Genomic DNA, 24,077 nt, shown 5'->3' with positions numbered 1-24,077 from the left:
ATTCACCCGTACTCGAGTGAGTCGAGACATGACGGAACAATCGATTCGCCTCGGGGTCGTCGGCCTCGGGTTCATGGGGACGGTCCACGCCGAGAACACGGCGGAGTTCGGCCACGACGTCGTCGCCGGCGTCGACCTCGACGCCGACGCCAGGGAGACCTTCGGCTCCCGGTTCGGGGCGTCGACCTACGAGGACTACGACGAGATGTACGACGCCGAGGACCTCGATGCGGTCGCGGTCTCGGTGCCCAACAAGTTCCACGAGCCGGCGGTCGTCGCCGCGCTCGAACGCGGCGTCGACGTGCTCTGTGAGAAGCCCCTGGCCCACACCTTAGAGAGCGCCGAACGAATCGCCGCGACCGCCCGCGATTCAGAGGGGTTCTGCGCGGTGAACTTCCACAACCGTCTGTCAGCGGCCGCCGAGATGCTCAAGGGCTACGACCAGGAGGGGAAGTTCGGTGAGTTGACCCACGTGCGGGGTAACTACGTCCGCTGGCGTGGCGTGCCTGGACTGGGAACGTGGTTCACCTCGAAGGAGCTTGCTGGTGGGGGCGCGTTGGTCGACATCGGGGTTCACGCCATCGACTTCGCGCTCTATCTGCTGGATTTCCCGGCCGTCGAGGAGGTCATGGGGATCAGCCGGTCGAACGTCGCCGGGCGAGAAGACTACGCCGACCCCGAGGACTGGGGAACCGGCGAGGGCGAGTTCGACGTCGAAGACTCCGTTACGGCGTTGATCCGGTGTGAGACCGGCCAGACCGTCTCGCTCGAGGTCTCGTGGGCGGCCTCACAGGAGCCGACCAACGAGTTCACCGTGCGCGGCACCGAGGCGGGTGCCCGGCTCAGCCTCGGCGAGGACGAACTGGAACTGTTCGAAACCGGCCATCAGGGGACGGATCACTTCGTGCGCTCGGAACTGGAGGGCAGTCTACCCGAGACGGGGTGGGCCGCAAGCGACAAATTGTTCGCCGAGAGCGTCGCCCGCGGCGAGGCGCCCGAACTGAACACGGTCGAGCAGGCGCTGACCGTCCAGCGAGTCATCGACGCGGTCTATCGCTCCGCGGAAGAAGGAACGTCGGTTCGGATCGAGTAGCCGATTCAGTCGTCGTCGGCTCGCCCGAGGAAGACGAGCGCCGCACCGAGCAGCGCGACGTTCTGTAGGAAGTTCGTCTGTTCGGTATCGCGCTCCTGTCCTTCCGCGTTCCAGAAGTCGTGCATCAGCGGCGTGACTCCGACGAGGAAGCCGGCGATCGCGCCGGCGGCGAGTCGCGGGACCCGCCAGAGGATCACCGCGAGGCTGCCGAAGGCGAGCATCCCGCTGGCGAAAGGCACCAGACGGTCGGCCTCTGGGACGTCCTTCGAGTCGGCGTAGCCGATCATCGCTTCGAGTTCTTGGAAGTTGCCGTAGGCTAGCGCGGCGAGGCTCCCGCCGAACAGGAGCCGGCCGAGCAGCGACGGAGTGTCGTCGTTCATCGACGCCCGCCTTTCGGCCGGAACTCGCAAAAGGCGACGGGTAGCGGCAGAGCCGCCCGTTACTGATACCTGATAGACAGGACAAATTGATAACGGGGTCGGTAGTAGGTGGACGTGGGGATGCACATGCCAACCTGTGCCACATGCGGGGAACACGTGACTGGACGGTTCCAGCGGGTGTTCGCCGGAAACGACGGCGAAGTCTACGGCTGTCCGGCCTGCACCGATATGACCGCAATCATCAACGGTGCGCCGGCCCGCCGGTAGGGCCGTTCGTCACGTACAAGTACCGACGCTCATAAGACGTGAGCGATGTCGACACGCCTCCGGGGTCCACCCAAACCGCGCAGCGAGGGGAAACCGGACCCGCCCGATGCCCGGACGTTCGCGACGTTCGCGGCCATGATGCTGGTCATCGCGACGGTGATCATCGGCATCGGCGGCGTGCTCCACGGATTTCCGACCTTTTCGGAGCCGGTCGATCCCAGCCAGAGCGCCGACGACGCCGGAAACGGGAGCACCGACGATACCGAAAACGCCCTGACCGCGAGCGGCGAGCCGTCCGAGCCGGTCTTCGGTGACGAACCGAACGCGTCCGACGGGGGCGGCTGAGCCACGGACCGGATCCGACCGGTTCAGTCCTCCCGATCGCCGGCCATCATCCGGATGACCTGCATCACCCCGGAGTTGTCGTCCCGCCCCATCCCGTTTTGTACCATCGTCTTGTAGAGTTCGTGAGCGAGCGCGGTCTGGGGCATCGGCGCGCCGAAGGCCTCGCCGGCGTCGGTCGCGATCCGCAGGTCCTTGTACTGGTACTCGGCGAAGAACCCGGGGTCGAAATCGCCGTCGGCCATGGCCGGCGCACGGTTATCGAGCGTCCAACAGCCCGCCGCGCCGCCGCTGATCGCCTCGACCACTGCCTCGACGTCCGCGCCCGCCTGCTGGGCGAACACCAGCGCCTCGCTCACGCCGACCATCTGGGCGGCGACGACGATCTGGTTGCACGCTTTGGTCGTCTGGCCGGCGCCGCTCGGCCCGCAGTGGGTGACCGTCCCGCCGAGCACCTCGAGGACGTCCATCTGTTCGTCGAGCACCGCCTCGCGCCCGCCGACCATGATCGAGAGCGTCCCCTCGATGGCCCCCTCCTCGCCGCCCGAGATCGGCGCGTCGAGCATGGCGACGCCCGCCTCCTCGAGTCGCTCCGCGATCCCCTCGGTGACCGTCGGCGAGATGGTCGAATGATCCACCAGGGTCATCCCCTTGCTCAACCCGTCGATCACGGGCTCGGCTTCCTCGCTCTCGCCGAGGACGACGTTCTCGACGTCCGGCGAATCGGGGAGACACAGGAGGACGACGTCGCTCCGTTCGGCGACGCCCGCGGGCGATCCACCGTCCTCGCCGCCGTCCTCAACGAGTTCCTCGACCGGGGCCTCGGAGCGGTTGTAACCGACGACCTGATAGCCCGCGTCGAGGAGGTTCTTTGCCATCGGCAGACCCATGATTCCTAGTCCGACGAAACCGACTGTCTTGTCCGTCATATCGTGGCATACTGGGAGCAACGCTCGTAAATAGCTATTGCAGACGGCAGGATCGTATGAGAAAAGGAAGTGCTCCGTCAGGGATTCGAACCCTGGTCCTTGCCGTGAGAGGGCAAGATGATTGGCCGGACTACACCAACGGAGCCCGTGTCGCCTCTGCACTCTTCGCTAACCGAGAGAGTCGTTTAACAGTTGCGTTTTATCGCAGGTGTGGCGGGCGCTATCGTGTGCTCACGTCTTCGATTCGAGCGGGGAGCGGGTCGCGTCGGGTTCGAACCCGGGGTGGCTAATGAGGTTCTCGCGCCCGATCCGGAGTTTGGTGATCGTCCCTTCCGACTCCATGCTCGAAAGGAGCGTACTCACCTTCGATTTCGACCAGTCCGTCTCCTCGACGATGCGTCGCTGGCGCATCCGGCCCTGGTTCGATTCGAGCAACCGGTGGATTCGCTCCTCGTCGGTCAGAGCCGCCGGTTCGTCGGTCGGACCGGGGTCGTCCTCGATCGCCGTCGTCGTCTCGGGTTCGGGCTCCGGCGTCCGTGTCGAGGCCCGCCGTCGCCACGCGATCGCACCGCTTGCCGCCAGAACGACACAGAGACCGACGAGGAGCGCCGCGGTGCCGGTCGGCGGCGTCTGGAGCCCGACGACCGACGAGAGTCCCCCGAACGGACTGCTCACCCAGTACATTCTCGATCATATTATTTCTCGAATATAAAAAATCTTATGACCGTCACGGATCACAACCGAACAGTCAACAGGGGCCGGAGATATCGGGACGTATGGAGACGCTCTCGCTCGACGGACGAACCGTACTGATCACCGGCGCGAGTTCGGGTATCGGAACCGCTTCGGCGCACGCGCTCGCCGGCGAAGGGGTCGACCTCGCGCTCGCCGCGCGCCGCGAAGACCGCCTCGACGAGATCGCGGACGCGGTCGAGTCCGAACACGACGTCGAGACGCTCACGATATCGGCTGACGTCCGCGACGAGGAGAGCGTCGAGTCGATGGTCGAAGGAACGGTCGAGCGCTTTGGTGGGCTCGATATCCTCCTGAACAACGCGGGACTGGGCCGCGGGGGTGACGTCGAGTCGCTCTCGACGGAGGACTATCGGCTCATGCAGGACACCAACGTCGACGGGATGTTCTTCACGACGCGGGCGGCCCTGCCCCACCTGAAGGAGTCCCAGGGCAATCTGATCTTTATCGGGAGCTTCGCCGGACACTTCCCCCGCCCCTCGAACCCCGTCTACGCGGCGACCAAGTGGTGGACCCGCGGCTTTGCAAGCAGCGTCCAGGCCAGCGTCGGCGAGGAGGGCGTCGCCGTCACCGTGATCAATCCCTCGGAAGTACGGACGGAGTTCGGGAGCGCCTCGGGCGAGTCCTTTGCCGAGCGCTTCCAGGAGGGCGAGGTCACAGAACCCGAGGAGGTCGCCGACGCGGTCGTCTTCGCCGCCGGCCAGCAGAACTCGACGGTGAGCGAACTCGATCTCTACCGGCGCAACAAGTTCAGCGGCTTTTGAACCCCCACGACAGTTCAGTCTGAGCTGTCGGCACCGATATCGGGGACCGGACAGCCCCCGGAGGTAGCGATTTCGCTTCGATCGGCCGCGGAGCCGCCGTTCAGGACGACCGCCTCGCCGGTCACGTCGATCGTGGCGTTCGAGACCTCGTTGTCCGCCGAGTCCTCGAAGACGATCCCGTTCCGGCGCCGCCCCGACTGGTCGATACAGACGTTCTCGACCGTGTTGTGATCCCGCGAGAAGCGCATCGCGCCCCGATACGTCCCGCTTCCGGTGACCGAGACGTTCTCGATCGTTCGTGTGCCAGGGTCGACTGCCGTGGCGTCGTCGACGTAGACCGCGTAGCTCGTGCGTGACCCGCCCGAACGCCGGGTAGTGTATCCCTCGCCGACGTGGATCCGGGTATCGCGCAGTTCGAAGGAGCCACCGGAGTACGCACCGACGACGGCGCCCGTTCCCTGACTGTCCTCGACACTGATCTCGCAGTCTTCGATCGTTACCGGGCCGGGACCGTCCGCGATCCGGATCCCGCGCATGTTGCCGAACCCGTCGGGCTGTTCGTCGACGACGACCTCGCAGTCCTCGACGGAACTGCCGGCGCTTCCCAGACGGATCTGCGTGACGTTGCTGTTGGCGTACCGGCCGCCCTCGACGGTGACCGGTCCCGAGGAGTGAGAGGCGTACAGCCCGTTGTCAGCGAAGCCCGCGACCTCGCAGTTCCGAAACGCGATCGAACCGGTCGTGTTGACGTAGACGCCCGTCCCCGAACCGCCATCGGTCGCCCGCAGGTTCTCGATCAGGCTGTGGCCGTCCTCCTCGAGGGTACGAAAGCCCATGGACGTATCGCCGTCGTGAAAGCCCTCCTTTCGGAGATCGCGAACGACGAGCCCGTCGTAGGCGCTGACGACGACCTCGGGGGCGACACCCTCGCGGGTCGCGTCGATGGTGAAGTTCTCAATGCGGAGGTCGCGGGTCTCGGCCCCGCCGAGCCAGAGGGCCTCGTCGTACTCCTCGCCCGGAACGAGGGTGACGTCGCCCTCACCGACCATGGCGAAGTTCGAAAGCGCATAGAGGCTGAGGTCGTTCGCCCGGTAGCGCCCCTCGGGGAACCGAAGCAAGGTATCGTCGTCGGCGTGTTCCTCGAAGACGTCGTCGATCGGTTCGGCCCCAGTGGGGTCGGCCCCGGCCTCGGCGATGTCGACGACGGTTCCGTACTCCCCGTCGTCGGCCGCCGCCGTTCCGAGCAACCCGGTCGAGAGCGCCGCACCCCCTACGGTCCGCAACAGCGTTCGTCGATCGACACCCGCGAGATCTCTGTCGGTGCTCCGTCGCATATCCCATCCCCGTCAGGTACTGAAGAATAAATCCACCGAACTAAATTTTCAGTATAGTAACTGAATTTTATAAAAAATGGTAACTAGAATTGAGAAAGTAGACGACGAAAACCGCGATTATCTGTCGTGAAACCGGTGGATAGGTTCGAATCCAACCAGTCCCTACCGTGATACGACAACCGACTCTACAGTACTGTTCTACGATATTTACTACAATCTTATTGTTTCAGATATTGTATTATGATAGACTAAATCCGTATTAATCGAACTACCGGCGGGCGATCCCGGACGCTGCGGGCGATCAGATCACGCCCTCGGAGCGAAACTGATCGATCTCCCCGTCGGTGTAGCCGCTCTCCCGGAGGACCCCCTCCGTGTGTTCGCCGAGTTCGGGCGGATGGCGTCGGATCGCCGTCGGCGTTTCCGAAAGGAACATCGGGCTACCGGGCATCTCGACGGACCCCGAAGGGCCCTCGACCTCGCGGGCCATCCCACGGGCTTCGATCTGTGGGTGACTGAAGACGTCGGCCATGTCGTTGACCGCCCGCGCGGGCACGTCGTGGTCGGCCAACCGGGAGAGGGCCTCGTCGGTGGCGTAGCCCTCGATCTCGTCGGCGAGGATCGGGACCAGCGTCTCGCGGTTCTCGACCCGATCGGCGTTTTTGGCGAAGCGGTCGTCCTCGGTGAGCTCCTCGCGGTCGATCGCCAGACAGAACGCCCGCCAGAGTTTCTCGGAGGCCGCCGCGACCACGACGTGGCCGTCGAGGGTCTCGAACGCCTGATAGGGAACGATGGTGGGATGGGCGCTGCCCATCTTTCCGGGGACCTCGCCGCTCGCGAAGTAGTTCGTTGCCATGTAGGACATCCACGCCGCCTGGGCGTCGAGCAAGCTCACGTCGATCTTCTGACCGCCCACGTCGCGCAGTTCACGCCCCAGAAGCGCCGCGAGGATCGATTGGGTCGCGTACATCCCCGCGCCGATGTCGGCGACGGCGACGCCCACGCGAACCGGATCGCCCCCGTCCTCGCCGGTGATGCTCATCATCCCGCCCTCGGCCTGGATCATCAGGTCGTAGGCCGGTTTGTCGCTGTAGGGGCCCCACTCGCCGTAGCCCGACAGCGAGCAGTAGAGCAACTCGGGGTTCACCGCCGAGAGCGCCTCGTAGTCCAGCCCCCACTTCTCCATCGTGCCGACCCGGAAGTTCTCGACGAGGACGTCCACGTCGGCAGCGAGCGTCCGGAGGACCTCCTGGCCCTCGTCGCTCCCCAGATCCAGTGTCACCGACCGTTTGTTCCGATTGACGCTCGCGAAGTAGGCGCTCGGGCCATCCTCGCCGAAGCGCGGGGGATGCCACCCGCGGGTCTGATCGCCCACGCCGGGGCGCTCGATCTTGATCACTTCCGCACCGAGGTCCCCGAGTTGCATCGTACAGAACGGGCCCACGAGCACCTGCGAGCAATCGAGCACCGTCAGTCCGGAAAGCGGGCCCTCGCCCGCCGCGTCGCGGGCCTCGCCGGTCATGGCGCGAGGCGGTTCTTCCGGCCCTTCATGTGCTCGTCGTAGTACTCGAAGGTGAGCGGACACCACTCGGCGGCGATATCGAGTACGCTCTCGGTGAGTTCCCTGATTTCCCACTGGCTGTCGGCCGCGGCGCGCATGTCGGCGACGTGCATCAGCATTCGGGCGTTCATCGACATCACGAGGTTGACCTCGGTACCGATCGGGAGGACGAACCGGGCGTCCTCGGGGGCCATCCCCAGGTCGAGCAGCTCCTGATAGTCCTCGACCGACCGAGAGACCGACTCAGTGAACACCCGCTCGCGTTCTTTTACCGTCTCCTCGTCGACCGCGCCGCTCTTCTGATTACGCCCGACCCAGTTCGGATCGCTCGCGGAGGGCGGGACGACGACCATCTCGCCGTTCCGAACCTCCGCGGGGTCGACCTCGTCGAAGGCGACGTAGCGCATCGACTGAACGTCGAACGAGACGTGGCGATGGCGGGTGAGTTGGGCCATACAGGAGCGACTGATCCCCTCGACGGCGATGGTGATCTGTGGATGTTCGAACGGGCCGAAGTGACCGTGTGAGAGCAGGTGCCCGATCAGGGTCCGTTTCTTCTCCTCGAGACTCCCGCCGTCGACGCTTTCCATGACTTCCTCGAAGGACTGATCGCCGACGAAGTCGCTCATGTAATCGTTTCGCGCCCCCAGACAGACGACCCGCTCGGGGTCGTCGGTGGCTTCGAGCAGCCTAACGTCCATACTCGGTGGCTCGCAACCGACCGGGAAACACTCACCGATCCGGTTCGGGAAGATCGTATCGAAAATGATATGTTATCTCAGAATGGTAACCACGGTAATGGATCCACCCGTGCGGGTCGCCTGTGTCGGGGCGTCCGAGGAATGGGCGGCCATCGGGCGCGACCTCGACGAGCGGGTGCGACTGCGCTCCGTCCCGCCGGAGGAGGTCGGCGCTATCTCGGGGATCGACTGTGTGCTCTGTCTCGGCTCGCTCCCGGCCGAGCACGCTGCGGGGTGGCCGCCGACGATCGTCCTGACCGACGACGAGGCGGACGCACGGACCGCCCGGGCGGCCGGTGTGCGGGTCATTCCCAAGGAGGTCGTACGTCGTCCCGAGACTCTGATCGCCCAAATCGGAACCGCCGCCGAGCGCGGCGCCGCGACGACGCGGGACGATCTCGCGAGCACGGTGATCGACACTGTGACCGACGTGATCTACGCGTTCGACGAGGAGGGTTTCATCCACTGGAACGACCGTCTCGCCGAGGTGACGGGCCTCGACGACGCGGAGCTCGCGTCGATGCACCCGGTCGATCTCGTCTCCGGGGAGGACACAGACCGGATCGCCGCGCTCATCGCCGACTGCGATCCGGACGACCTACCGGTCACGACCGAAGCCGAACTCCCCCGACCTGACGGTCGGTCGACTCCCTACGAGTTCACCAATTCGCGCCTCGACGCCGACCGCCGGACGGTCGTCTGTGGGATCGGGCGCGACGTCACCGAGTACCGACGAACGGTCTGGACGCTCGAACGCCTGCTCGAGACGACGCGAGAGTTGATGGTCGCCGAGGGACGCTCGGACGTCGCGGACGTCACCGTGGCGGCCGCGGATCGCGTCCTCGGGCTCACCCACACCGGCATCCACTTCGTCGATGCGGCCGGCAAGCACCTCGAACCGGTCGCTTACACCGACACCGTCGAGGACTCCCTCGGGACGGTACCGGCCCTCGTACGCGGCGAGTGTCTCGCGTGGGAGGTCTTCGAGTCGGGCGAGGACGGAATCTTCGAGGGTGTCCACGAGGAGGCGGGCGCGCACAACCCCGAGACGCATCTCCGCAGCGAGATGATCTTCCCGCTCGGGAGTCACGGCGTGCTCATCATCGCCGCCGACAGCCTGGATGCCTTCGACGACGCGGAGGTCTACTTCGCGAAACTGCTCGCGGCGACCGCCACCGTCGCGTTGGATCGGGCCACCCACGAGAGCGAACTCGAGGCGAAAAACGCCCGCCTTGAGGAGTTCGTCGGCGTCGTCTCGCACGACCTGCGAAACCCGCTGAACGTCGCCGAAGGCGCGCTCTCGCTGGCGACGGAGACCGGTGATCTCGACCACCTCGAGCAGGTGAACCGGAGCCACCGCCGGATCCGCGAGATCATCGAGGGGCTGCTCGTGCTCGCACGCGAGGGCAGGGCCGTCGGCGAGACGCGGCCGGTGATCCTAGGAACCGTCGCCGAGGAGGCCTGGGCGAACGTCGAAACCGAGGGGGCGACCCTCGTCATCGGGGAGGATCGGACGGTCCATGCCGACAGAAACCGACTGACCCAACTGTTCGAGAACGCGTTCCGAAACAGTGTCGAACACGGCCCGACGCGTGGCCAGAACCCTGCGGATTCCGGCGACAGCGGGGCACACGACTCGGCGGCCGTGACCGTCACCGTCGAAGCCACTCCCGACGGGTTCGCGATCGTGGACGACGGTCCCGGCATCCCCGAATCCGAACGCGAGGCGGCCCTGGAACCGGGCTACAGCACCGATGAGGGGACAGGATTCGGGCTGGTGATCATACAAAATATCGCCGAAGGCCACGGCTGGGGCCTCTCGCTGGCCTGCGGCGAGGCCGGCGGGTTGCGAATCGAGATCACGACGGACGCGAACGGGGCGGGCTAGTCCTCTCGGTCCTCCTCGCGTTTCAGCCCGTAGTAGCCCGGCTGGTCCTCGGAGACGGGATCGCCGACCACCAAGTCCTCGCCGTTTTTCACCACCCACGGGATCGCCCAGTCCAGCAGCACGGCCTCGGTATCGGGTTCGAGTTCAGCCTCGGGATCGAGCCCTTGGAGGAGACGCCCGATCTCGTAGACGGTGTACATCTCGTCGGGTTCGAACAGCTCCGCCGGGGTGTAGAAGTCACACGGGTAGAGTTCGTCGAACTCCCCTTTGGGTTTGGGCATGGGATGGGGTTCGACGGAGACGCCACTAAAGCTCACGGTGCGGCGGCGCAAAAAACGGGAAGTCTAGGGAGTTACTCGAAGTGGTCGACGGACTTCTGGTACTGGTCTTCGGCCTCGTCCCAGTTGACGACGTCGAAGAAGGCGTCGATGAAGTCGCCGCGGTCCGGGCCGTAGTCGTAGTAGTACGAGTGTTCCCAGACGTCGAGCGCCAGCACGGGGTGGGCCCCCCAGAGGGCACCCTGGTCGTGCTTATCGACTGCGAGGTTGCGAAGCTGCTTGGCAACCGGGTCGTAGACCAACAGCGCCCAGCCACCGGCGGCCTTTGCGGCAGCCTCGAACTCGCCCTTCCAGCCCTCGTAGGAGCCGAAGTCCTCCTCGATGCGCTCTCTGAGGTCGCCCGACGGCTCGTCGCCGCCCTCGGGGCTCATGTTCTCCCAGAACAGCGTGTGGAGATAGTGGCCCGAGCCGTTGTGGGTGACGTTGCCGAGCGCGCCGCCCGTCGAGGAGTAATCACCGGACTCGCGGTTCTCCGCGAGCGTCTCCTCGGCGCTGTTGAGGCCGTTTACGTATCCCTGGTGGTGCGTGTCGTGGTGCCACGTGACGACCTGCTCGGAGATCGACGGTTCGAGCGCGTCGTAGTCGTACGGAAGCGGCGGCAGTTCGGCGTTTGATTTCTCTGGCATGGTAATCTCCTCCAGTTCTACCATCTCCGGCCGCGCTGTTAAAGCTTTAGAAGCCCCACGTTATCGTATACCATTCCCGATCACGCGCCCCGCTCGTGGCCGCCGGGCGAGCCAGCCACCGGAACGCGAACGTTGACGACACTTCCGATGGGGTCGTTCTCCCCGAACGTCACCGTTCCCCCGAGCAGTTCGACGGTCCAGTGGACCAACCAGAGCCCGATCCCGCTCCCGTGGTGCAGCGGGGTCTCGCCGTCGACCTGAAGGACCTGCCGTTCCATCGGGGGGATCCCGGGCCCGTCGTCGGCGACCGTGATTCGGACCTCCCTGTCGCTGACGCTCGCTTCGACGGTGACCGTGGGGTCGTCGCCCGTGTTGTGTTCGGCTGCGTTCTCGAGGAGGTTGTAGACGGCCGTCTCGATCGAGACGCACACAGTCACCGACGGGAGCTCGCCGACGAGGAACGTCGTTCCGGGATGTTCGGATCGAAGCGATCGGACCGCGTTTTCGATCACGATGTCCAGACGGGTCGTCGCGTCGGTTTCGCTCTTTGCGACGAGGCGCTCGATCTGGCTGGCCTTCTGGCTCAGATCGAGAACGCGATTCGCGCTCTCCTCGATCGCGCCCGCGGCGTCGTTTCCTTCGTCCTCGAGACACTGTGCGTGTCCGTGGATGACCGTCATCTCGTTTCGCAGGTTGTGACGGAGGATCCGCTGAAGCACCGTGAGTCGCTGGCGGCGCCGCCGCCGCTCGGTGACGTCCCGCAGGACGATCGCTCGGCCCACCGGACGGTCGTGATAGTCGGTGAGGACCGAGACGCGGACGTCGAAATACCGAGCGCCATCTCCGACCCTGGTCGTCACCTCCGAGTCCGGCTCCGCAGACGAGCCGTCCCATCCTGGGACGACGGCGACTGCCGGCCGACCGACGGCGTCGGCCGGACTCACCCCGAGGATCGACCTCACTGCGGGATTGAGATCGACCACGCGGCCACTGGAGTCGGTGATGAGCACCCCGTCGTCGATCCCCCGGATGACGAAATCGCTCGCCAGACGGCTCGCGGCCGGATTGGCATCGAGGAGCCTCCCGCGAGCGAGCGCGAACAGTAGTGTGGCCCCCGAGACGCTGAACGTCGCCCCCATCAGGTCGAGACCGGCCCAGGGCACGAACCCGCTGAGATAGACGAGATGCGCCAACCACGGGCTCGCGGCCCCGACGAGTAGCGCGATCGCCTGCGTTCGATACAAAAGCGACGCCCCGATCGCGAGCTGGACGAACAGGAGCGACCCGACCGTCACGAGGACGTACGCGTAGCCGACGATGAGGTAGAACCACGGCCCCCACGTCGACTGGAGGACGAGGTAGCCGTGGTGGTCGGCGAGGGTCACGCTCTCGCGTATCAGCCCGTGTGTGCCGTTGGTCGCGAGGAGCGCCAGCGTAAGCACCGAGGGGATCGCCAGTCCCGCGACGACCGATCGCCTGACGTACCTGTCGTAGCCGGTGTACTCGAGTGCGAAGACCAACCACACGACCGGAAGCGTCACGCTCGCGAGCCACTGGAGGCGTGCCCAGAACAGCGCGCCGGGGAGCGTCCCTGCGAGGAGGGTGCCCAACTGAGTCGCGGACCACCACGCGGCCGCAGCCATGAGAACAGCGAGGCTGAACGAACCGGGTTCGGGGCGCTGGCGCCACGCCAGAACCCCGACGCTTCCGGCGGCGAGCACCGAACCCACGATCAGCGCGACCGTCGGCGATAGTGTAATCATCGGATCATCGTTCCGAGCGGGCGTGTCGTTCGTGACGGATACACGATATATCTATACTTGTATATGGACCGCCAAAACTACGCGACCGGGGGCACGGAGCCACTCGCGAGGACGAGACAGGCGGCCATGAGGGGCGCTTCGAGGTAACTCGCCAGACAGAGCCGATCGGCGGACCGATCCGCGTCCAGCCACCCGACCAGTACCAGGGAGAACCCGACCGCGGGGGCGGCCGCGAGTGCGACCGGCGCGAGCGCACCGAGGAACACCGCGGCAACGAGCAACGCCAGAGAGCAGGCGTTGAGCGCGACGAGGACGACCCGCGTCGGATCGACGCCGAGGACCACCGGAAGCGTCGCGATGCCCCGGCACCGATCGCCCTCGACATCGCGGACGTTGAATAGTTCGACGGCCAGTACCGTCCGAACGAAGAAGAAGGCGAGAACGACGAGCGCACCGAGGCCGACGGCGTCGCCGGCGAACGCGAGGGGCAGAAGCGCGAGGGGCACGGCCCACGCGAATGCGACCGCGCCCGTCCCGACGAGCAACACGTCCTTGAGTCGGTCGGGCCCCGGACCCGGCAGCCAGCGACTACTGTAGAGTACGCCCAGCACGCCCGGAAACAGCGTCAGCGAGAACGCCACCGGGCCACCGAGGGCCGATAGACACAGCGCCAGTACGTATGATCCGACCGAGAGGGCCGCGAAGAGTCGTTTCCGAGAGCCACGGAGGGCGGCCCCCTCGGGATCGTTGACCGCGTCCTCCTCGAGGTCGGTCAGTTTGTTGTGGTTGTAGACGGCGAGCGTCACCAGAAACGCCACCCCCGCGGCGGCGTTGATCGGGATCGAGAGGAGAAGCGAGACGACCGCCACTTTGCTCGCTCCGATCACCGCCAACAGCAACGAGCACTGGACACAGAGTGCGTACGTTCGTTCGGCCGCCGCTACGGGACGCGTTCCACGGAGGTGATCGAGCCACCGCCGGAGGGCTCGCAGTTCGTCCCCGTTTGCGATCGAGAGTCGTACCATTTGCAATGATACGGTTACGGGACCGATTAGATAGATCTAGTGACAAGTCGTGCAAAATATACCGATCGCGGGAGCGACTCGCCGGATCACGTCACTCCTCGCCGCGGGCACGTTCGAACGTCTCGATAGCTACCTCCCGGCGGATCGCGTGGTCGACGATCGGTGCGGGATATCCGACGTCAGGACGGGCCTCGTCGTCGAGATCGTGCCACGCGTGGATCGTCTTCGGGTCGACCTCACGGAGTTCGGGGACGTACTCGCGGATGTACTCAGCGTCGGGATCGTAGCGCTCGCCCTGTGTCATCGGGTTGAAGATCCGGAAGTAGGGCTGGGCGTCGGTGCCCGTCGAGGCGGCCCATTGCCAGCCGCCGGTGTCGTTTCCGGTGTCGTGATCCACGAGGTGTTTCCTGAACCAGTCGTAGCCTTCCCGCCAGTCGACGAGCAAGTCCTTGGTCAGGAAGGCGGCGACGAGCATCCGAACGCGGTTGTGCATCCACGACTCCTCGCGGAGTTGGCGCATTCCGGCGTCGACGATCGGATAGCCCGTCTTTCCCTCCGTCCAGGCGTCGAATCCCTCCTCGTCCGTTCGCCACTCTATCTCCCCGTCGTAGGTTTTGTAGTTCTTCGTGACGACGTTAGGATGATAATAAAGCACCTGCGTGTAGAACTCCCGCCACGCGAGTTGCGATTGGAACTCCTCGACGGAGCCGCGTTCTTCCTTACTTCCGGCCTCGGCCTTCGCGTTCTCGGTCGCCGCGTAGACCCGGCGAATTCCGACCGTTCCGAACTTCAGATCGACCGAGAGCCGCGAGGTACCCCCTCTGGACGGGTAGTCCCTGTCCTCCTCGTACCGACGGATCGGTCCGTCGCAGAACGTCTCAAGTCTGTTTTCGGCCGCGTCCGGTCCCGCATCCGGGACCGAACCCTCGGGCGCTTCGAACCCGAGATCCGAGAGTGCGGGGATCCCACCGGGATCGTCGGGGTCGGAGACCGACTCGGGTGCCGAAACGGGATCGGGTTTGTCGCGATCCAACCACTTCTTTCCGAAGTACGTAAACACCGAGTAAGGGTCGCCGTCGGTGGTGGTGATCGAACCGGGTTCGTGAATGACGGCGTCGTGGTACTGCTCGTGATTGATCCCTCGTTCGTCCAGGGCCGCGCGGACCGCTTCGTCGCGCTCGCGGGCGAGCCCCGAGTAGTCGTGGTTCCAGACCACTGTATCGACGCCGAACTCGGCGGCGAGGGTAGGGACGACCGCCGATGGATCGCCCCGTTCGATCAGCAGGTTCCCACCCCTCTCGCGATAGGCCTCGCGGAGCGATTCGAGCGCGTCGAGCATGAACGCGACTCGCGGGGGTGCGGCGTGTTCCAGTACGGCCTCGTCGAGGACGAAGACCGGGAGGGCGTTGCGGCCCGCGAGCATCCGGTTGTCCGTCACCCGGAGGTCGCGGCGGTGCCAACAGAGGTCCATGTCCAGACGTGGGACCGGCGAACCGTCAACCCTACCGTTCGAGAACCGTCGGCTCGGAGCGATCGGGTTCGAGGGCCTCTCTGTCGGCTTCGACCATGATTTCGACGAGTCCCTCGAAGGTGGTACGTGGCTCCCAGCCGATCTCCTGTTTGGCCCGCGATGCGTCGCCCTTCAGCAGGTGGACGTCCGTCGGCCGGAAGAACTCCTCGGTGACCTCGACGAGCGTCTCCCCGCTGTCGGCGTCGATCCCGCGCTCCTCGACGCCCTCGCCCTGCCATTCGATCTCGTAGCCGAGCGTCTCGAAGGCGATGGTCGCGAACTCCCGTACGGTATGTGTCTCGCCGGTCGCGATCACGAGGTCCTCGGGCGTGTCGTTGTTCAGGATCTCCCACATCGCCTCGACGTACTCGGGGGCGTACCCCCAGTCGCGTTTCGCGTCCAGATTCCCGAGATACAGGCGGTCTTCCATACCGGCGTCCATGCGTGCGACCGTTCGGGAGATCTTGCGGGTTACGGCGGCCTTGACGCGGCGGGGCGACTCGTGGTTGAAGAGGATGCCGTTACAGGCGAAGATGTCGTAGGCGTCCCGGTAGTTCTTCGTGATGTGGTGGGCGTAGAGTTTCGCCGAGGCGTAGGGACTCTCGGGATCGAACCGGGTGGACTCGTCCTGTGGCGTTTCGGTCGCGTTGCCGAACAGTTCGCTCGTCGAGGCCTGATAGAATCGTGCGTCAACGCCGGTCTCGCGGATCGCTTCGAGCACGCGAAGCGTCCCGAGGGCGTTCACTTCGGCGGTATAGTCGGGTTGATCGTAGGAGACGGCGACGTGGCTCTGTGCGCCGAGGTTGTAGATCTCGTCGGGTTCGACCTCGCGGATCACCCGTCGAATGCTGCTGCCGTCGGTGAGATCACCGTAGTGAAACTCGAGGTGCTGTCCGGTGCGTTCGGCCCGTTTTTCGATCTCCTCGACCCGGCGTTCCGTGTGAGCACCCCAGGACCCGGCAGTGGTGTTCCATCGTACGATCCCGTGGACGTCGTAGCCCTTCTCGAGTAGCATCTCGGCGAGATACGATCCGTCCTGTCCCGTGACCCCAGTTATCAAAGCCCCTTTCATAGTCACTCTGTCCGTATTCTTGTCGTTTGGTAGCCGTACTGACTTAGCTTTTCGGCACCTAAACAGAGGTGATCCGGCCGCGGCGCCTGCCAGTCCATCTCTGCTATCGGGATCGCCTCGAGTAAATCCGGGTCGAGACCGTGTCTACGTGCGATCTCGACACCCAGTTCGTAGCGCGTCAGCCGGTCGGGGGAGGCGACGTGAAAGACCCCCGCCGTCTCGTGTTCGACGAGATATCCCAGCGCGTCGATCGCGTCCGAGAGCACCGTCGGCGTGATCTCCTGATCGTCGATCAACCGAACCCGCTCGCCGGATTCGAGCCGCCCCCGGACCCAGCTTCCGAAATCCGGGCTATCGGCCGGCCCGAGGTTCACGACGACACAGAAGCGCACGATCGTGTTTTCCGGGGATGCGGCCTGCACGTACCGCTCGCCGTCGAGTTTCGAGCGGCCGTAGCGGTTCATCGGGGCCGGCTCGTCGTCCTCGGCGTGGACGGGCCCACCGTCGCCGAAGACGTACGCCGTCGAGGGGTAGATCACCCGCGCACCGACCGCCGTCGCGGCGTCAACGACGTGTTTCGTCCCGCGCGCGTTGGTCCCGTGAGCTAGCTTGGGATCGTCCTCGCAGGCCTCGACGCTCGTGGCGGCGGCACTGTGGATCACGACGTCGGGATCGACACGTTCGACGAGGCGGGCAACAGCCTCGCCGTCCCGAACGTCGAGGTGAACCGTCTCGTGGCCCGACTCGATCGGGGTCGTGTAGTAGGTCCCGACGACGCGGCCGCCACTCCACTCGGCGTCGAGGAGACACCGCCCGAGAAGCCCGCTCGCGCCCGTGACGAGAAGGGAGGTCATCGAGTAAAGCCGTCGGGACTGACCGGGTTATAGCTTGTCGTTCCTCGACCCGCCGTCCGCGTCTCAGTAGATGAGTTCGTCGTCGTTCTCGACCATGTACAGGGTGCGTGCGGCGATGTTGACCGCATGGTCGCCGACGCGTTCGAGGTCCCGAACTGTCAATAGGAGCCGCGAGACCTCCGAGAAGACCCCTTCGGCGTCGGCGTCCTCGCGATCCCCGTCGATCAGGTCCCGGATGACGAGTTCGCTCGCACGTTCACAGAGATCGTCGATCTCGTCGTCGTGCTCGGCGATCAGATAGCAGGCGTCGGCGTCCTCCTCGGCGTACGCAGCCATCGCCTCACCGACCGCCTCGTCGACGCGTTCGCCGATGTACGCGACGTCGACGTCGGGCAGGATCTCCCGTTCGGCCCGTCCCGCGTAGGCTCCGAGGTTGGTCGCGAGATCCGCGACCCGCTCCAAATCGGTGATGATCTTAAAGGAGGCTGCGATAAAGCGCAGGTCGCCCGCGACGGGCTGTTGGAGCGCGATCAGGTCGGTGCACTCGCGTTCGAGTTCGAGGTACATCTCGTTGACCTCGGCGTCGCGTTCGAGTACTTCACGTCCTAGTTCGTCGTTTCGCTCCGAAAGCGCCTGTAATGCGATCCCGAGGCGCTCGCGGACGACCTCGCTCATGTGAAGGACCTCCTTGCGGAGGTCATCGAGACGACTCTGATACTCGTTTCGGGCCATCTATCCGAACTTACCGGTGATGTAGTCCTCGACCTGCTGATTTTCCGGATTTTCGAAGACCTTGTTGGTGTCGCCGAACTCGACGAGTTCCCCGCCGGTGAGGAACACGGCGGTTTTGTCGCTGATGCGGGCGGCTTGCTGCATGTTGTGGGTGACGATCACGACCGTATAATCGCGGGCGAGGTCCTCGATCAGGTCCTCGATCTTCGAGGTGGCGACGGGATCGAGCGCGCTCGCGGGCTCGTCCATCAGGATCACCTCCGGGTCGGGCGCGATCGCCCGGGCGATACACAATCGTTGTTGCTGCCCCCCGGAGAGATCCAGCCCTGAGGAGTCGAGTTTGTCTTTGACTTCCTCCCAGAGGGCCGCGTGTTTGAGCGCGCGCTCGATCTTCTCGTCGGTGACCTCTTCGCCCTGGACTTTCAGCCCGTAGGCGACGTTGTCCCGAATGGATTTCGGGAACGGGTTCGGTTTCTGGAAGACCATGCCGATGCGGCGGCGCAGGGCGACGGAATCGACGTCTTGGTCGTAGACGTTCTTGCCCCGAAAGAGGAGCTCGCCCTCGACCCGGGCGACGTCGATGAGGTCGTTCATGCGGTTGATCGAGCGCAGGAAGGTGGACTTCCCACAGCCGGAGGGTCCGATGATCGCCGTGACCTGGTGTTCCGGGATTCCCATCCTCGTGGGCTGAAGCGCCTGCTCCTCGCCGTAGTACACCGCTAGGTCCCTCGATTCGAGAACGGTGTCGACGGATCGAATCGAGCGGTCGTCTCGATCGATTTCGATCTCGGTCCGGATCTCGGGCTTCGACTGCCGGGGTGATTTCTGTGATGACATGGTTACGGACTCGATCGGCTCCATCTCGACCGACGGCGCCTCCGACGAACTTCCGACAGGGAATCGAACGCCCCCGCCGTCGAACTGTAACCGACCGAACGGGGGATCGCGGGTCCGAAACGTCGAGGCCACACCCGCCTCCGTAGTACCCGTGGGATCCCCGATACGGGAGGCCGGTCGTCGATCGAACACAGTACGACCGGCATGAAGTACCCTTCTAATAGAGATATATAGTAGTCCGTATATCTATATCTCTATACAGATTAGTATTCGTTCGGGACGCTCGAAAGGGACCGTTCGTGCCTCGGATATTATGTGGTATCTAAAGGACCTCTATCGGGTTATTTCGGGTGGCTCGGGAGATCAGTCGTAGTGGGGGACTTCGATAGAGCCCATCGATCGTGTAGTCGGTTGGGGAAAACCGCTTGAATCGTCCACCATCCACGAATACTATATATTTATGGAAGAGCTTATGTACTGACGGTCGAACGAAGGGGTATGGAGGTTCGCAAGGTTCAGATCACGGGCGGGTCGACCTTCACCGTCTCCCTGCCGAAGGAGTGGGCGACGGAGACGGGGATCGAAGCGGGAAGCGAACTGACCTTCTACCCCGAGGGCGAGACGCTGGTCGCGACACCCGTCGACGGGGCGAGTACGACGGGTGTCACGCTCTCGATCGAGGGGATGGCGCCCCAGGAACTCGAGAGTCGCATCGTCACCCTGTACATCAACGGTTTCGATGAGGTGGACGTGAAAGCCGAGCAGATCTCGGGCGAGCAACGCCGTGCGGTTCGACGAACCGCGACTTCGCTCGTCGGATTCGAGGTCAGCACCGAAACGACCGACCGGATCGTCCTGCAGGACTTGCTCGATTCTTCGGAGCTGTCGCTTCATGACACCGTGATGCAGATGCGCCTGCTCTCGCTGTCGATGCTCGAGGACGCTGTCGACGGGTTGTTCGAGGACGGCCCCGACTACGCGCCCGGGATCGCCGACCGGGACGACGACGTCGATAGGCTCTGGTACGTGACCTCGCGGCTGTTCCGATCCGTGTTGCGCGATCCGCGCTCTGCTGCCGCGATCAACCTCGGTCGGGAGACCTGTTTCGACTACCGGACCTGTGCCAGACAGATCGAACGCATCGCCGATCACGCCGTCAAGATCGCACGCCACGGCGACGACATCGAGTCCCTCCCCGAAAACGTCCGCGAGCCACTCTCGGGCCTTGAGAGCGAGTCGCGGGCCATCGTCGAGGACGCGATGGACGCGTTTCTCGTCGAGGACCACGAGCGAGCGACCGAACTCGCGACGACGACGCTCGCGCGGGCGACGGAACTGGACGAGCGGACGCGGACGATCGACGAACGGCTTAGAACCGTCGACCCCGCCGACGCTCAACAGCTGGGGCTGATCGTCGACTCGCTGTCGCGGATCGGCGATTACGGCGTGAACATCGCCGAAACAGCCCTCCAGAAGGCCACTCCGACCCCCGGCACGACGGTTGCCCCGAGCCCGCTGTGAGCGGTCGTGGTCGTCTCACGCGTAGGTTCGATCGACGAACTCGAGGATCCGCTCGGACTCGGGCATCGTGATCCCGTACTCCTCGTCGACCAGCACCGGAACGCCGCGCTGACCGGAGACCCGTTTGACCTCGTTTCGCCTCGAGTGAAGCGCCTCCACCCACTCGCTCTCGTACTCGACGCCCAGTTCGTCGAGACGATCAGCGACCTTCTCACAGTACGGACAGCCGTCGAGTTGGTACAGCCGAACGGACATGCCGGACGATGGGTATCCAACGGTAAAAAGTCAACTCCGCATGCAATACCCTTTTATTCAAAATGAACTAGGTGGGTATATGAATCGAACCGCGGGAGGAGACACTGCTCTGAACCGGGGCCGACGGACGTATCGATACTATCGCAACGCCGTCGAGCGCCACTGGGATCCCGCCGAGATCGATCTGAGTGTGGATCGCGAGCGGCTCTCTCAGCTCGACGGAGCGACGTTTACGGACCTCCGGCGGACGCTCGCGCTGTTCGGGGCGGGCGAGGCCGCGGTCACGGAGGACCTCGCGCCACTGGCGGTGGTTCTGGAGGGGATCGAGGACCAGATGTTCGTCACGACCCAGCTCTACGAGGAGGCAAAACACGCTGATTTCTTCGATCGATACTGGCGGGCGGTGATCCATCCCGCCGAGGAGGACCGCGGACTCGAACGGACCTCGCCGCTCGATGACCGGTGGTTCTTCGAGGCCTATCACGACCTGTTCGAGCGAAACGAGCGCGCGATGGATCGGGTCCTCAAAGAGGACACGCCCGAAAACCGCGCCCGGGCGCTCTGTCACTACCACCTGACCATCGAAGGGGTCATAGCCCAGACGGGCTACTATGCCGTCCAGACCAGTTACAGCGGCGAGATTCCCGAGCTCCCGCTGTTGCCGGGGCTGGTCGACGGGTTCACCGAGATCCGCGGCGACGAGGGCAGACACGTCGGCTTCGGCATGGCCAAACTCAAGGAACTCGTCGAACGGCAGGGGGTTTCGATCGACGTGATCCACGGGACCGTCAACGGACTGTTGCCCCTCACCCAGGAGGTCGCCGCGACCGCGGCCGCAAGCGAGAACGGCGCCGGACTCGGCGAGGAGGAACTGACCGCCTATGCCGCCGAAAAACACCTGCAACGTATGGAACAGCTCTCGACGACGAGCGCCGAGATCCCCGACGTCGAGGACCTCGTCTCGATCGAATGACCCCGCTCTTTTAGTGAGCCGCCCTCCTCCCGGGAGTATGCACGCACAACTCTCGGTGAGTTTCGAATGACGGCCCGGGACGTCCACCTGCCCGTGGCCGCCCAATCGGGGGTCGACTCGCTGGTCGCCGACGCGCGGCGGGCCGAGCGAACGGGCTACGACCGGGTCTGGCTTCCCGAGACGTGGGGCCGGGACGCCGCGACCGTGCTCGCGGTCATCGCCGAGCGCACCGACTCGGTCGGGTTGGGTGCGAGTATCCTTCCCGTTTACTCGCGCTCGCCGGCGCTGATCGGTCAGACTGCCGCGACCCTCCAAGAGGTGAGCGAGGGGCGATTCCGCCTCGGGATCGGCCCGAGCGGCCCCGCCGTGATCGAAGGCTGGCACGGCGAGTCCTTCGAGCGGCCACTCAAGCGGACCCGCGAGACCGTCGAGATCGTCCGGCGAGTACTCTCCGGCGAGCGCGTCGAGTACGACGGCGAGATATTCGGACTCTCGGGGTTCCGACTCCGGAGCGACCCCCCCGAAACCGCGCCCGGAATCGACGTCGCCGGGCTCGGCCCGAAGTCGGTCGAACTCGCCGGTCGGTTCGGGGACGGGTGGCACGCCGTCGTCTTCACGCCCGACGGCATCCGGGACCGGCTCGCCGACCTCGAACGGGGTGCGGAACTAGGGGATCGAGATCCTGCCGAGCTACGGACGACCCTCTCGCTGACCTGCTGTGCCCTAGCGGACCGCGAGCGCGCTCGCGAACTCGCTCGCCAGCACACCGCCTTCTACGTCGGCGGGATGGGCACCTACTACCGCGAGTCGCTGGCCCGCCAGGGCTACGAGGAGGAAGCGAACGCCGTCGCCTCGGCGTGGGGCAGCGGCGATCGCGAGGCGGCGTTGGCGGCGATCCCCGACGAGTTGCTCGACGACCTCTGTGCAGCGGGCACGCCCGAGGAGGCCCGCGAGACGATCGAGCGCTTCGAGGCCGTCGAGGGGCTCGACGCCGTCGCAGTGAGCTTTCCCCGCGGGGCGAGTGAGGACGAGATCGAAGCGACGATCGACACGCTCGCGCCCTAACTCATCGACGGAACCGGCTCCTCGCCGTCCGCGTCGAAGGTGCCGTGGAAGTCGAACGGGAGCACGTGGGGGAGGTACGCGCGGGCGAGTTCCTCGAACTCGGTCGCATCGAGGACGAGCACACAGGAACGCTCCTCCGCGACGTCGAGCGCGACCGAGAGCAGGACGCCGTCGTCCTCGCGCTCCCCGTCGGGTCGGGGGACGAACAGCGCTTCGCCCGGGTGGATCCCCTCCGATTCCCAGACCCGGTCGGTTCCGTGTTCGACGTCGACCTTCCGGAGGCGGTCGTTGAACGCCGTCTCCGATCCGACGCCGTAGCAAAAGCGGTAGGGGTGGAGGTTCGCCTCGGCGTAGTGGATCGTGGGGAACTCGATCCCGCCCTCGACGATGGGCCGTCCCTCCGCACGCCCGGTTTCGAGGTCGATCCGATACCGCCTGAGTTCGCCGGCCGGGACGTCGGGTTCCCGCGACCGGAGGTTCGAGAGCGAGAGCGCGGGGACGATCGAGTGGTCCTCGTAGGCGATCAGATCCACGAAGAGCTCCTCGCCCCGCTCGAAGGCGTCGACGTGGTGGAAGGTGAAAAACGGCGAAACGCCGGGTTCGGCGACCACTTCGCCGTCGCGACGGTCGACGACGAGAAACCGGGTCTCGCGCCCGGGATACCACCGGAAGCTCTCGGCGTAGGGTCGGTCCGCGAGCAGGCGCCGCGGGGCGGTCCTGAGCGGGTGTTCGGTGAGGACGGCGTAGTGATCCGTCAGCGCGAAGCTGTGGACGTAGGCGGGTTCGGCGCGCTCGATGCGGACGATCTCCTCGACGGCGCCGTCGTCGGGGTCGCGATAGAGGACGTAGCCCGATCTGCGACCGAGGCGCGTCCCGAGGCCGACCCACTCCTCCTGAACGCCGTCGTAGTGGTCGTGGGCGATAGTGCCGGTCGCCCCGACCGCTCCTGTCCGGTGACCGAGTGTCGAGAGGTCCGCGGGATCGAAGGCGACCTCGCGGGCCGTCTCGGTCACCGCACGGTGTTCGCCCGCGCGGTGGCGGACCGTGATCGAGGCGTTGTCGGTCTGGGCGCCGCCAAAGAGGGTTCGGAACCGATCAAACAGCGACCGCGAAGGGACCGTGCCGAACTCCCCGTAGCGAAGCTCGCCGTCCTGTGTTGCCCGGTAGGCGTCGCTGTCGAGGAACCGACTCGAGTACTCGACCCCCCCATCGCGGAACGCAAAGCGCCGCAGCAGCGCGAACCCGTCGAACCAGTGGGTCAGCGTCCGATCCCCGACCTCGAAGCGGCCGGGTCCGTTCCGATAGAGCGTCCCCGAGAGCCAGTCGGGAAGCTCCCCCATGACCTCGAGCGATAGGGAATCGGTCTCCTCGTCGAAGGATCGAAACCCGAGGCGGTGATCTGCCATGGCGAGGACACGACGCCGCGGCGCATAGCTCTGGCCCCGTTTTATGGCC

The 24,077-nt window shown here is 65.2% G+C and carries 25 protein-coding genes and 1 tRNA gene; 8 read left to right on the top strand and 18 right to left on the bottom strand.

Annotated elements, in window-relative coordinates; genetic code table 11:
* Positions 1-28 precede the first annotated feature (28 nt).
* Complete coding sequence (locus tag HACJB3_RS07445; protein WP_008417726.1) at positions 29-1,093, top strand: Gfo/Idh/MocA family protein; 1,065 nt, start codon at positions 29-31, stop codon at positions 1,091-1,093.
* Between the two features lie 5 nt (positions 1,094-1,098).
* On the opposite strand, the gene HACJB3_RS07440 is transcribed toward HACJB3_RS07445, so the two are convergent.
* The gene (locus HACJB3_RS07440) at positions 1,099-1,473 is read right to left on the bottom strand and encodes a DoxX family protein (protein WP_008417727.1); all 375 of its coding nucleotides are present in this window, start codon (positions 1,471-1,473) and stop codon (positions 1,099-1,101) included.
* 156 nt (positions 1,474-1,629) lie between these two features.
* On the opposite strand from HACJB3_RS07440, the gene HACJB3_RS21335 reads away from it, so the two are divergent.
* The gene (locus tag HACJB3_RS21335; RefSeq protein ID WP_013199450.1) at positions 1,630-1,740 is read left to right on the top strand and encodes a DUF7563 family protein; all 111 of its coding nucleotides are present in this window, start codon (positions 1,630-1,632) and stop codon (positions 1,738-1,740) included.
* Between the two features lie 45 nt (positions 1,741-1,785).
* Complete coding sequence (locus HACJB3_RS07435; protein ID WP_008417730.1) at positions 1,786-2,085, top strand: hypothetical protein; 300 nt, start codon at positions 1,786-1,788, stop codon at positions 2,083-2,085.
* Between the two features lie 23 nt (positions 2,086-2,108).
* On the opposite strand, the gene HACJB3_RS07430 is transcribed toward HACJB3_RS07435, so the two are convergent.
* From HACJB3_RS07430 to HACJB3_RS21315, 3 genes are all read right to left on the bottom strand, one after another.
* Positions 2,109-3,011 carry an NAD(P)-dependent oxidoreductase gene (locus HACJB3_RS07430; protein ID WP_049934366.1) on the bottom strand — a complete coding sequence of 301 codons (903 nt, stop codon included), beginning with the start codon at positions 3,009-3,011 and terminating at the stop codon, positions 2,109-2,111.
* Positions 3,012-3,081: 70 nt separating this feature from the next.
* Positions 3,082-3,156, bottom strand: a tRNA-Glu gene (locus tag HACJB3_RS07425).
* Positions 3,157-3,242: 86 nt separating this feature from the next.
* Positions 3,243-3,695, bottom strand: a complete 453-nt coding sequence (locus HACJB3_RS21315; protein WP_008417732.1) for a helix-turn-helix transcriptional regulator — start codon at positions 3,693-3,695, stop codon at positions 3,243-3,245.
* A gap of 92 nt (positions 3,696-3,787) precedes the next feature.
* On the opposite strand from HACJB3_RS21315, the gene HACJB3_RS07415 reads away from it, so the two are divergent.
* Positions 3,788-4,528, top strand: coding sequence for an SDR family oxidoreductase (locus tag HACJB3_RS07415; RefSeq protein ID WP_008417733.1), 741 nt, complete (start codon positions 3,788-3,790; stop codon positions 4,526-4,528).
* A gap of 14 nt (positions 4,529-4,542) precedes the next feature.
* Here the strand turns inward: HACJB3_RS07415 and HACJB3_RS07410 are convergent, their stop codons facing one another.
* The 3 genes from HACJB3_RS07410 to thyX all read right to left on the bottom strand — a co-directional run bounded on the left by HACJB3_RS07410 (position 4,543) and on the right by thyX (position 8,124).
* Positions 4,543-5,862, bottom strand: a complete 1,320-nt coding sequence (locus HACJB3_RS07410) for a right-handed parallel beta-helix repeat-containing protein (RefSeq protein WP_008417734.1) — start codon at positions 5,860-5,862, stop codon at positions 4,543-4,545.
* A gap of 301 nt (positions 5,863-6,163) precedes the next feature.
* Positions 6,164-7,384, bottom strand: a complete 1,221-nt coding sequence (locus HACJB3_RS07405) for a CaiB/BaiF CoA transferase family protein (RefSeq protein ID WP_008417735.1) — start codon at positions 7,382-7,384, stop codon at positions 6,164-6,166.
* Positions 7,381-8,124: an FAD-dependent thymidylate synthase gene (gene thyX / locus HACJB3_RS07400; RefSeq protein WP_008417736.1), complete on the bottom strand. Its 744-nt coding sequence runs from the start codon at positions 8,122-8,124 to the stop codon at positions 7,381-7,383. Before thyX ends, HACJB3_RS07405 begins: the two co-directional genes overlap by 4 nt.
* Before the next feature lie 97 nt (positions 8,125-8,221).
* Between thyX and HACJB3_RS07395 the strand changes: the two genes are divergently transcribed.
* Complete coding sequence (locus HACJB3_RS07395; protein WP_008417737.1) at positions 8,222-10,051, top strand: sensor histidine kinase; 1,830 nt, start codon at positions 8,222-8,224, stop codon at positions 10,049-10,051.
* Here the strand turns inward: HACJB3_RS07395 and HACJB3_RS07390 are convergent.
* The 9 genes from HACJB3_RS07390 to pstB form a co-directional block, all read right to left on the bottom strand.
* On the bottom strand, positions 10,048-10,332 hold the full coding sequence (locus tag HACJB3_RS07390) for a DUF5827 family protein (RefSeq protein ID WP_008417738.1): 285 nt from the start codon (positions 10,330-10,332) through the stop codon (positions 10,048-10,050). The genes HACJB3_RS07395 and HACJB3_RS07390 overlap by 4 nt on opposite strands.
* 71 nt (positions 10,333-10,403) lie before the next feature.
* Positions 10,404-11,015 (bottom strand): superoxide dismutase, encoded by a 612-nt coding sequence (gene sod / locus HACJB3_RS07385; protein WP_008417739.1) that lies wholly within the window; start codon positions 11,013-11,015, stop codon positions 10,404-10,406.
* Between the two features lie 80 nt (positions 11,016-11,095).
* Positions 11,096-12,778 carry a histidine kinase N-terminal 7TM domain-containing protein gene (locus tag HACJB3_RS07380; RefSeq protein WP_008417740.1) on the bottom strand — a complete coding sequence of 561 codons (1,683 nt, stop codon included), beginning with the start codon at positions 12,776-12,778 and terminating at the stop codon, positions 11,096-11,098.
* 77 nt (positions 12,779-12,855) lie between these two features.
* Positions 12,856-13,803 (bottom strand): UbiA family prenyltransferase, encoded by a 948-nt coding sequence (locus HACJB3_RS07375; RefSeq protein WP_008417741.1) that lies wholly within the window; start codon positions 13,801-13,803, stop codon positions 12,856-12,858.
* 91 nt (positions 13,804-13,894) lie between these two features.
* On the bottom strand, positions 13,895-15,274 hold the full coding sequence (locus tag HACJB3_RS07370; protein ID WP_008417742.1) for a cryptochrome/photolyase family protein: 1,380 nt from the start codon (positions 15,272-15,274) through the stop codon (positions 13,895-13,897).
* 31 nt (positions 15,275-15,305) lie between these two features.
* On the bottom strand, positions 15,306-16,373 hold the full coding sequence (gmd, locus tag HACJB3_RS07365) for a GDP-mannose 4,6-dehydratase (RefSeq protein WP_238532739.1): 1,068 nt from the start codon (positions 16,371-16,373) through the stop codon (positions 15,306-15,308).
* Between the two features lie 14 nt (positions 16,374-16,387).
* Positions 16,388-17,239: an SDR family oxidoreductase gene (locus HACJB3_RS07360; RefSeq protein ID WP_008417744.1), complete on the bottom strand. Its 852-nt coding sequence runs from the start codon at positions 17,237-17,239 to the stop codon at positions 16,388-16,390.
* A 63-nt stretch (positions 17,240-17,302) separates the two neighbouring features.
* On the bottom strand, positions 17,303-17,971 hold the full coding sequence (phoU, locus tag HACJB3_RS07355; RefSeq protein WP_008417745.1) for a phosphate signaling complex protein PhoU: 669 nt from the start codon (positions 17,969-17,971) through the stop codon (positions 17,303-17,305).
* A complete protein-coding gene (pstB, locus tag HACJB3_RS07350) occupies positions 17,972-18,808 on the bottom strand; it encodes a phosphate ABC transporter ATP-binding protein PstB (protein ID WP_049934545.1) in 837 nt (278 codons plus the stop codon).
* Between the two features lie 498 nt (positions 18,809-19,306).
* Here pstB and HACJB3_RS07345 point away from each other — a divergent pair, with 498 nt between their 5' ends.
* On the top strand, positions 19,307-20,329 hold the full coding sequence (locus HACJB3_RS07345) for a phosphate uptake regulator PhoU (RefSeq protein ID WP_008415240.1): 1,023 nt from the start codon (positions 19,307-19,309) through the stop codon (positions 20,327-20,329).
* Positions 20,330-20,344: 15 nt separating this feature from the next.
* Here HACJB3_RS07345 and HACJB3_RS07340 read toward each other — a convergent pair whose 3' ends face one another.
* The gene (locus HACJB3_RS07340) at positions 20,345-20,584 is read right to left on the bottom strand and encodes a glutaredoxin family protein (RefSeq protein WP_008415239.1); all 240 of its coding nucleotides are present in this window, start codon (positions 20,582-20,584) and stop codon (positions 20,345-20,347) included.
* Between the two features lie 79 nt (positions 20,585-20,663).
* Here HACJB3_RS07340 and HACJB3_RS07335 point away from each other — a divergent pair, with 79 nt between their 5' ends.
* On the top strand, positions 20,664-21,557 hold the full coding sequence (locus HACJB3_RS07335) for a ribonucleotide-diphosphate reductase subunit beta (protein WP_008415238.1): 894 nt from the start codon (positions 20,664-20,666) through the stop codon (positions 21,555-21,557).
* Between the two features lie 66 nt (positions 21,558-21,623).
* Positions 21,624-22,622: a TIGR04024 family LLM class F420-dependent oxidoreductase gene (locus tag HACJB3_RS07330; RefSeq protein ID WP_008415237.1), complete on the top strand. Its 999-nt coding sequence runs from the start codon at positions 21,624-21,626 to the stop codon at positions 22,620-22,622.
* Here HACJB3_RS07330 and HACJB3_RS07325 read toward each other — a convergent pair.
* Positions 22,619-24,028, bottom strand: coding sequence for a carotenoid oxygenase family protein (locus HACJB3_RS07325; protein ID WP_008415236.1), 1,410 nt, complete (start codon positions 24,026-24,028; stop codon positions 22,619-22,621). The genes HACJB3_RS07330 and HACJB3_RS07325 overlap by 4 nt on opposite strands.
* Positions 24,029-24,077: the final 49 nt, after the last annotated feature.

Source organism: Halalkalicoccus jeotgali B3 (genome assembly GCF_000196895.1).
GTDB classification, from domain to species: Archaea; Halobacteriota; Halobacteria; order Halobacteriales; family Halalkalicoccaceae; genus Halalkalicoccus; species Halalkalicoccus jeotgali.
Note: the sequence above shows the minus strand (reverse complement) of the source record. Positions and strands in the feature narration are given on the sequence as shown.